The organism is Gordonibacter sp. (assembly GCF_036667095.1).
Classification (GTDB): Bacteria; Actinomycetota; Coriobacteriia; order Coriobacteriales; family Eggerthellaceae; genus Gordonibacter.
Window position 1 is genome coordinate 1 of sequence record NZ_JAVWUP010000159.1, and the last position, 5701, is coordinate 5701.

The 5701-nt window shown below is 59.0% G+C and carries 4 protein-coding genes; 2 read left to right on the top strand and 2 right to left on the bottom strand.

All coding sequences use genetic code 11. From position 1 onward, the window contains the following. Positions 1-243 precede the first annotated feature (243 nt). Complete coding sequence (locus tag RR842_RS11325) at positions 244-2685, top strand: molybdopterin-dependent oxidoreductase (RefSeq protein ID WP_332514596.1); 2442 nt, start codon at positions 244-246, stop codon at positions 2683-2685. Positions 2686-2693: 8 nt separating this feature from the next. Continuing rightward, positions 2694-3266 (top strand): 4Fe-4S dicluster domain-containing protein, encoded by a 573-nt coding sequence (locus RR842_RS11330; RefSeq protein ID WP_332729787.1) that lies wholly within the window; start codon positions 2694-2696, stop codon positions 3264-3266. Between the two features lie 64 nt (positions 3267-3330). On the opposite strand, the gene RR842_RS11335 is transcribed toward RR842_RS11330, so the two are convergent. Continuing rightward, positions 3331-4569 (bottom strand): MFS transporter, encoded by a 1239-nt coding sequence (locus RR842_RS11335; protein ID WP_332514593.1) that lies wholly within the window; start codon positions 4567-4569, stop codon positions 3331-3333. A gap of 122 nt (positions 4570-4691) precedes the next feature. Beyond that, a complete protein-coding gene (locus RR842_RS11340) occupies positions 4692-5429 on the bottom strand; it encodes a Crp/Fnr family transcriptional regulator (protein WP_332518736.1) in 738 nt (245 codons plus the stop codon). Between the last annotated feature and the right edge of the window lie 272 nt (positions 5430-5701).

The following is a 5701-nucleotide window of genomic DNA, read 5'->3' on the forward strand; positions in this document are numbered from 1 at the left end:
CGCCCCCGGCGCGGCGGAGTTCTTGCGCGACGCGGTGAAGGCGTACTGCGCGTAGTGCGGGCACGGGGCGGAGTTCCGTCGCATCTAAATGGGGCGTATCCTGTGACCAATCTTGGGCAGAGGGATGCGCCTCTCTCTTTCTATACTGAGGCCATCCGCAGCGAGGGGAGCGAATGGCGGCCGCGCGGCAGCGTTTATGCCCGGGCCGTTTATCGCTGCGGTCGCCAAAACGATAGGAGGAGCATGGAAAAGGAAATGGATCTGGCACCGTCTGAATTCGTGAAAGACGGCAAGTTCACGCGCCGTACGTTCGTGAAAGGTGCCGGGTGGATTACGGTCACGTCGGCTCTCGGGTTCGGCCTTGCCGGCTGCGCCCCGAAAGACGAGGGCGGGCAAACGAGGGTAGCCGAGACATCTGCCGACCCCGAAGAAGGTTTCACGTACGGTCACGCTTGCTGTAACCTGAACTGTTCTTCGCACTGCCACTTAAAATCCCACATAAAGGATGGCAAGATCGTCACGGTTACGCCAGGTGCGGTACCGGGCCGCGAGGACTATGCGAGCGCCTGCTTGCGCGGCATAGCCCTGAGCCAGAAAACGCAGGACGAGAATGCGCGCGTCATGTATCCTATGAAGCGTGTCGGCGAACGCGGTTCGGGCGAATTCGAGCGCATATCGTGGGAGCAGGCCATCGACGAGATAGCGCAGAAACTGCTCGAGACGAAGGAGAAATACGGGGAGAAAGCCGCCGGATTCTACTCGTTCACCGGTAATTCCGGCAATCTCTCGATGAGCGCGCCCATACGGTTTGCGAGCATGTTCGGCGGCACTAATTTCGATATCGAGGGCATCATGGGCGACCATGGGGCCAGCATGGGCATGATACTCGCGTACGGGGTGAAGCGCGGATCGCATGACACGCGCGACTACCTGAATTCCAACATGATCGTGCTGTGGGGCCGCAATATCGCCGATACCCATACTTCCGAGTTCCGCTATCTCGTACAGGCGCGCGAGAAGGGTGCGAAGATCGTCGTGGTCGATCCGCGCTTGTGTTCGTCGGCGGCGATCGCTGACCAATGGATACCCATCAAACCCCAAACGGACCCAGCGCTCGCCCTGGGCATGATGAACGTCATCATTGCTAATGATTTACACGACAAGGAATGGCTGGCTGCCCATAGCGTTTCCCCCTTCCTGGTCAAGGAGTCCGACGGCAGCTACCTGCTGGACGGCGAAGATTGGATGGTATGGGACGCTGCCTCGGGCAGCGCCAAAAAATACAACAGCGAGGGCGTAATGCCCACCCTTTCGGGAACGTTCGACGTGAACGGCGAGGCGGTTCGCACGGCGTTTGACCACCTGGTTGACGAGGCCTCGAAGTATACGCTTTCCGTTACGGCGCAGATCACGGGCCTGCCCGAAGACGTCATTGAAACGTTCGCGATGGAGTATGCCCGTGCGAAGCCGGCGGGTATCCGCATGGGCCAGGGTATGCAGCGCGTGTGGAACTCGTTTTCCTCATTCCGCGCCATCGCCACGCTTGCCGCCGTTGCGGGATATGTGGGCATCGAGGGCGGCGGTGCATCCCATATGGGCGGCAACCCGTCGGTCAAGGCAAGTCCAGACTTTAAAGAGCCAGCTCTCATGAACAAGGATTGGGCGGATACCGGTGGTATGAAACCGAACACCGTTAAAACTTCGACGATGTACGACCAGATCATCGACAAGGATCCGTACCCCATCGACTTCATGTGGTTCGCAAACTCCAATTTCGTCAACATGAGCCCCGATGCCAACAAGATTGTGGACAAAGTGTTGCCCAGCATTTCTACGATCGTCACGGTCGATCCGTACTGGACCTGGACAGCCAGACAATCTGATTACGTGCTGCCGGCGTGCAATTACTGGGAGAAGTGGGACATCGAAGACCGTTCACCCTGGGTTATCATCAGCAAGCCCATGATCGACCCTATGGGAGAGAGCAAATCCGACGTCGAGATTATGTCGCTACTTGCGCAGAAGGTGGGTCTTGAGAAGTTCTGGAACAAAACCGACGAGGAGTGGTGTCGCGGCTTCCCGAACACCGCGCATCCGGCCTGGGAGGGCTTCGATTTCGACAAGGTGGCGCAAGAGGGCATCTTCGCTCGTGCCGACGCGCTCTTCGAACCCCAGATATTCCGTCCCGACGGCACGTTCCCCACACCGTCGAAGCGCTTTCAGCTTTACAACGAGGAACTCGTACCCTATGACGAGCAAGTGCCCAGCTACAAGCCGATGCTCGAGGACCCGGCTGGCGAGCTTGGCCAGAAGTATCCGCTGGTGTACCTGCAGTTCCACGATCGCCTCAATGTGCACTCCCAGCATGTTCTCATCCCCGAGCTCAGCGTCGTGCAAAGCGAGCCGCTCCTAGAGATGAACCCGGTCGATGCTGCATCGCGCGGTCTTGCTCACGGCGATGTGGCCCTGATCAAAAACGATCGAGGCGCATGCAAGATGAAGGTTTTCCTCACCGAAGGAATCCATCCGGGTGCCGTTGCGACGGCGAGCGGGTGGACGCCCGATTATTTTATCGAGGGCAACTATCAGATGCTCACCCATCTGACCATCAACCCGACCGAAGAGTTCATTTCTCAAACCAGCACCGCTTTCTATGACGTGCTGGTCGAAGTAGAGAAGGCATAGGTGCAATTATGGCAAACACGGTTCAATACGGCATGGTCATCGATACGACACGTTGCATGGGATGCCAGACCTGTGTGGTTAGCTGCAAAGTTTCCAACCACACCCCTGAAGGTTTGTACTGGGGACGCGTGCGCAGCCTCGACGGCGAGGTCGTCTATCAGCCAACGGGTACGTTTCCCGAGGTGAAGCTGGCCTTCAGGGCTGAGCTTTGCAACCATTGCGCAACTCCGCTCTGCTTTGCGAATTGTCCGACGGGCGCTATTGCGAAGCGCGAGGAAGACGGTGCGGTGGTCGTCGACGACGAGGTGTGTATCGGGTGCGGAACCTGCGTCAAGGCCTGCCCCTACGAGATACCCCAGATAGACGAAGCCGCGAAAAAGGCATCGAAGTGCGACCTGTGCTACCGAAAGGTTGCCGTAGGCGGGACGCCCTGGTGTGTGGAGTCGTGTCCGGGGGAGGCGCGCATCTTCGGTGATCTCAACGATCCTGGAAGCGACGTGGCAAAATACATCGTCGATCGCAAGGCCGCCCAGCTGCATGAAGATTTCGGGACGGGTCCTTCGGTGTACTACGTGGTATAGCCGGGCATCGACAGGACTGCGTCGATTCTCCTGAAAGGAAGGCCTGCTTCGGCGGGCTTTCCTTCTACAGATGCACGGTCCGTTTCGCGGCTAGTAGTACCGCGGCGCTTGCAACCATGCAGACAGCCTGCCCCGCGAAGACGGTCTCGGGAGCGCACGCTGTTGCGAATAGCCAGCCGAACAGCGTTGATGCACAAGCTATTCCCAGGTCGACAGCGTTTTGCTGCAAGGCAAGGGCCGAGGCGCGATAGCGTTCGTCCATCTTCGCCGATATCGCCGAAAGCACGACTATCGTCGAGCCCGACGAACCTAAGCCGGCAACGAGACCTGCGGCAAGCAGCATAAGGGGCTCTGTCTGCACGAGTGCGATCATGCCGATGCCCAGTCCCATGCAGGCAATCGTTGTTGCGAGAAGGTGACGACGGTTGCACGTGTCGGCAATCCATCCGGCAAGCGGATTGGCCACAAGACCCCCAATGCTGAAGAAGGAAAAGAAAAGCCCGGCGTTGATGGGTGCGCCCACCTCTTCGACAAACGTTACGACGAAGTTCATCGACAACCCGTAGCCCAACGACATCACCGCGGTGATCGCGAGAAGAGCGTACAGGCTTCGTTGCCCGCAGACGAGCGTCATGCGCAGCGTTTCGATTGTCTGCGGCTTGCCGTCCTTGCGATAGGGAGGCGTTTCGCCGGCGCTTCTGGTCGCCGGGTCTTTGGTGGGGGCGAAGCGGAGAGACAGGACGAGTGCGGCGGCAGCGCCCACCGCCAGAATTGCGAAGCATGCCGCATAGCCGCTCTCTTTCACGAGTATGAGCGCGACAAGTGGCCCGAAGAGCAGGGAGGCTGCGGTTGCGAATCGGTAGCAGCCGATGAACAGCCCGCTTTTGCCCGTGGGGGCAATGCTGGCGACGGCGGCTACTGCGCAGGGCCAAAACGCCGAAAGCCCCACGGCTTGGATGACCCTGATCGCCAAGAGCTGCCAGAACGTCGAACTCAGGACAAGCAGGACGCTTGAGAGCGCGAATGAAGCGGCGCCGGCGACCATGACGAAGCGAGCTCCTCGGCGATCGGCCAGAGGGCCGAAGTAGAAGCGCATGACGATAGCCGCCACGAGGAATACGGTACCCTGTAGGCCGGCTTCCATCATCGTCGCGCCAAGACTGAGCGCGTACGAAGGTAAAAGAGTCATGAGGATGTTGTTGCATCCGTACATGAAAAAGCCCGCAAGCGACAGCCCGATAAGGGACTGGATGCCCCCTCGAGTGCGTCTGCCCGCGTTTGACGTCGATTGCATTGCCTTCATGGTGTCCCCCCGTGCTTCCAGCCAGAGTATAGGCGCTGCTTGTCGAACGGTCTGCTCAATATTGTGCACAAAGCGCAGCTCTGGCGATGTCGGGCGGGCTCAGCCCAGGAACCTCGGGGCGGCTATTCGCCGGATTCGAGTGTCGCGATGTTTTCGAGGCGCTCCATGTCGAGTATCTCGATGCTGTTGCGCCGCTTCCTCACCACGCCTTGCTCCTGAAGCCGGCAGATAGAGGTAGTCACGGAGTTCCTGCTTATACCGAGGATGTTCGCGATATCGGTGTTGTTCTGCTTCACGATGACGCCCCCGACTGCGTCTTCGGCAGCCCGAGGGGAACCCTGCTCGTCGCTTGCGCGTGCTTCCAGCTCGTCTCGACCCAAGCTGAGCAGCAACATGGGAACGCGTTGCGCGGTTGCGTAAAACGCCGAGGAAACCGTTTCGTTCGTCATGGCTGTAAGCAAGCTGTACAGGTACTTCACGATGGTGTCGGTGAAATCGGGGTACGTATGCAGCGCCTTGAAGAAAGAGCTTTTCGGGATGGCGATAAGCTCGCTGTCGACGCATGCGCGTGCTACAGCGATTGGCGTGCAGGAGTCGCTGAGAATCTGAAAGCCGAAAAAGTCGCCTTTCTTGCAGAAATCGAGTGTTTTCTTTCGACCGTCGCGCTCGAGCTTATATATTTCGATCATGCCCTTGGCAACGAAGTGGGCCGTGGTGCACGGCTCGTCGATCCAGCCGAGCACGCTGTCCTTCGGCACGTGCCGCACGAAATAGTCCACCTGGGCACCTTGCAGCAGGTTCACGAGATCGTCCTTTGTCAGAGGCTCCGGAACTATATCGCCTTTAGCAGGCCAGAACATGGCTGGCCCCTTCGCGTTCTTCTTCATTTCTTCCCCCGCCGAACGCATAGAGTACGCGTTCGCTCCCCCGGTATCCGGACCTTAGCGGCTCTATCTCTCAAGGCCGATGGTGACAGTATAGAGCATTTGAAGAACTCGGCAGCTGCCGAGCAGGCGGGTGTGGGGGAAGGATCCTCCCTCGCCTGCAGGGTGCTGGATCGAATGCGCTTACGCTCCCTCTCCCCGATCGAGGCGGTTGATACGGTCGGCCAGATCGTCGCTGCGTTCTTGGA

What these genes read in the sequence shown, in the direction of transcription:
- RR842_RS11325 (WP_332514596.1), top strand. Translation starts at nt 244, where the DNA reads ATGGAAAAGGAAATGGATCTGGCACCGTCTGAATTCGTGAAAGACGGC.
- RR842_RS11340 (WP_332518736.1), bottom strand. Translation starts at nt 5,429, where the DNA reads ATGTTCTGGCCTGCTAAAGGCGATATAGTTCCGGAGCCTCTGACAAAG.
- RR842_RS11330 (WP_332729787.1), top strand. Translation starts at nt 2,694, where the DNA reads ATGGCAAACACGGTTCAATACGGCATGGTCATCGATACGACACGTTGC.
- RR842_RS11335 (WP_332514593.1), bottom strand. Translation starts at nt 4,569, where the DNA reads ATGAAGGCAATGCAATCGACGTCAAACGCGGGCAGACGCACTCGAGGG.